3 protein-coding genes and 2 pseudogenes are annotated in these 3,179 nt (G+C 32.7%); 2 read left to right on the top strand and 3 right to left on the bottom strand.

Annotated features, from left to right (window positions below):
• From M014_RS27375 to fabZ, 3 genes and pseudogenes are all read right to left on the bottom strand, one after another.
• A partial coding sequence (locus tag M014_RS27375) for a class I SAM-dependent methyltransferase (protein WP_035415617.1) occupies positions 1–461 on the bottom strand: 461 nt, incomplete at its 3' end.
• A 16-nt stretch (positions 462–477) separates the two neighbouring features.
• Positions 478–594, bottom strand: a pseudogene (locus tag M014_RS29400) (tyrosine-type recombinase/integrase); the annotation flags it as partial.
• Positions 595–977: 383 nt separating this feature from the next.
• On the bottom strand, positions 978–1,415 hold the full coding sequence (gene fabZ / locus M014_RS0120930) for a 3-hydroxyacyl-ACP dehydratase FabZ (RefSeq protein WP_026593430.1): 438 nt from the start codon (positions 1,413–1,415) through the stop codon (positions 978–980).
• Between the two features lie 142 nt (positions 1,416–1,557).
• Here fabZ and M014_RS0120925 point away from each other — a divergent pair, with 142 nt between their 5' ends.
• Both M014_RS0120925 and M014_RS27370 read left to right on the top strand, forming a co-directional pair.
• Positions 1,558–2,568: a ketoacyl-ACP synthase III gene (locus M014_RS0120925; protein WP_026593429.1), complete on the top strand. Its 1,011-nt coding sequence runs from the start codon at positions 1,558–1,560 to the stop codon at positions 2,566–2,568.
• Positions 2,569–2,776: 208 nt separating this feature from the next.
• Positions 2,777–3,085, top strand: a pseudogene (locus tag M014_RS27370) (HAD hydrolase-like protein); the annotation flags it as partial.
• Positions 3,086–3,179: the final 94 nt, after the last annotated feature.

Below are 3,179 nucleotides of genomic sequence, written 5' to 3'. Positions count from 1 at the left end.
AACCAATTATTCATTTCCTTTCGAGCTGTTACTATTGGATGTTCTGTTGAAAAGATAAACTCACCATCATTTTTTAGCAGACCTCTTATTTTCTTAATTAGATGTGAGTAATCTTCAATGTAATGTATAACTAAAGAACTTGTTATTAAGTCGAATTTTTGATTTGGCAAATTAAGTTCTTCTATTGGTACACACATATAATCTATTTTTTCGTTTTTGTTATACATTTCAGCTTGTTCAATCATATTTCTTGAGATGTCCACTCCTATAACTTTCAAGGCACCATTTTCTACACAGTACATAGAAAAATGACCAGTTCCACATCCCAAATCTAATACAAACTTATCTGTAAGATTAGCAATTATAGATTTAATTGCTGGCTGTTCAACAAAATCATTAAAGGTAAATCCAGTTTTACGTAATGACTTATACTTTTTAAAGAAAAACGAATTATCATAAATGTTTTTGTTTCATTTTTTGTTTATAGAACCAATAGCTGAAGGTTTTACGCATGGTGTGGGTACCAATGGATTCTACACCAGCAAAATCTCCAGCTTTTTGCAATTGTCGGTACGCTTGGATTTTGCTATAAGGATGCTGACGTATTTTCGTCAACTAAAAATTTTATAGAGCCCGCCAGAACGAAAGTTTTATGTTAACTTGCAACAAAGAAGCACATTTTTTCTTTTTGGGATTGATCTGTTTTCTTAAGTTGATGGGCATGGGGTACCGCCACATCGCCATCAGGTTAAAAATTTTTAATGCCCCCAAAACGAAAATTTTGTGTCTTTTGTAGCAACGAAGTTCATTTTTATCGTTTTGGGGGCAACCCGTTCTATTAGGTTGATCGGCATTGGACGTTTCGAATGCTTAAGTTGCCGGGCATGGAGTGGGATTCCTATTAGCAACAATACTTAGGGAAACAGCCCTTTTAAAATATGTTTTTTCTCCATTAATTTAAAGATTATAATAATCCTTTAGGATTTCTTATTGTTGTAAAGAGCGAACGTGACTTCTGCTTCACAAACAACTTCTCCATCTACCGTGGCAACAGCATTTGCTTTTGCAATCAAACCACGAATCCTTGTCATTTCTACTTCTAAACGCAATTGATCTCCAGGATGAACTTGTTTCTTGAAACGACAACGATCAATGCCAGCAAATAATCCAATTTTCCCTCGATTTTCATCTTTCATTAACATAATAACTGCACTTACTTGTGCCAGCGCTTCTACAATTAGAACACCTGGAATTACTGGATATTCTGGAAAGTGACCATTAAAGCACTCTTCATTAGCAGTAACATTTTTAATTCCAACTGCGCGTTTTCCCTCCTCTATTTCAAGAATACGATCAACTAATAAAAACGGATAACGATGTGGAATAATTTCTTTAATTTGTTGAGTATTGAACATGAATCCCTCTCCCTTTTTATATTTTCACAAGCGGATATTTAATTACCAGTATTTTCATTTTAAATTATTGACATGTATTAGTATCTGATACTAATATTAGATTATAATACTAAGTGTAATTATAGTAAAGGGGGAGAAACAAATGATGTCAAAAGCAAGAATTACAGCTATTGGTACCTATGTACCTGAAAAGAAATTAACAAATTTTGAGCTTGAGCAAATGGTTGAAACAAATAATGATTGGATTATTCAAAGAACAGGAATTCATGAACGTAGAATAACTCGTTCTGATGAATTTACCAGTGATTTATGTGTATCTGCTGTAAAAGATTTAATGCACAGATATAATAAAAAAGTCGAAGATGTAGATATGATTATTGTGGCAACTAGCACACCAGATTTTCCATTCCCATCTGTTTCCAGTATAATACAGGATCAATTAAATATACCCCAAACAGGCGCTATAGATTTAAGTGCAGCGTGTGCAGGATTTGTTTACGCATTGCATACAGCAAACAGTTTAATTTCTTCTGGACTACACAAAAAGGTATTAGTTATTGGAGCAGACACAATCTCAAAAATTACGGATTATACCGATAGAAGTACATGTATTCTATTTGGTGATGGTGCTGGTGCAGTATTAGTTGAAAGGGATGAACAATCAAACCGTTTCATTGGATTTCATCTAGGAAGTGATGGAAGAGGAGCACAACATGTATATCGTTCTGGACTATCCAAAAAGGTCAATGATATTGAGTTAATCGATACTCAATGCCTTGTACAAAATGGTAGAGAAGTTTTTCGATGGGTTGTAAGAAATATTCCAGATAGTATACGAAAGATTTTAGAAAAAACGCAAACGAGTTTAGATCAAGTTGATTGGTTTATACCCCATAGTGCTAACTTAAGATTGATAGAACCAATTTGCGAAAAATTAGAATACCCATTGGAAAAAACCCTTTATAGCTTAGTCAATTATGGAAATACCTCTGCTGCTACAATTCCTTTAGCTCTTGATCTTGGAATCCGTGAAGGAAAAGTCAAAAATGGAGACCGAGTTCTTATGTACGGTTTTGGAAGTGGTTTAGTTCACGCAGGACAACTTTTAGAAATAAATTTTGACCAACTAATTAATGCTCCAACCCCGTTGTAATAAATTTTTGCATAATGATTAACAAAGAAATGAATTTGATTTTAAGAACTGGTTGCCAATTGACAACTCAGTATTTCTTATCTTCAATTATCGGGCGCGATAGTTGAAGATTACGTTTTTTGGTAAACCAAAAGTTTGAAGGTGCGAACTAGGGATTATTTATATAATGTGAGAAAGGCTGTGAAGTTATTTGAGAGGTTATAAAGCAATGCTATTTGATTTAGATGATACCTTACTTAATAGGGATAAAGCAGTAGATAAAATGTTTTTAATGATTTTAGAAAAGTGTTATGAGGATATTAAATTTTCAGAAAAAGATGAAATGCTACAAAAATTTAAAAAATATGATAAAAGAAGCTATGGCTATAGTGATAAAACAAAAGTTTTGGAATCATTTTTTGATGAATTCCCACCAAAATATAGATTGCCACGCAATTACATTCAAGATTTTTGGAATAATAATTTTCCTAATTGTTTTTCTATAAACCAACATACTATTAATATCTTAAATACTATTGGATTTGAGTCAATATTTTGGACACAAAAAAGTTAAATCTAAGCTACTTTTTTAGCTAGATCTTCTATTGCTTGAGGAGTTTTATAACCAATGC

This window comes from Bacillus sp. UNC437CL72CviS29, assembly GCF_000482345.1.
In the GTDB taxonomy this organism is placed as follows: domain Bacteria; phylum Bacillota; class Bacilli; order Bacillales; family Bacillaceae_G; genus Bacillus_A; species Bacillus_A arachidis.
Note: the sequence above shows the minus strand (reverse complement) of the source record. Positions and strands in the feature narration are given on the sequence as shown.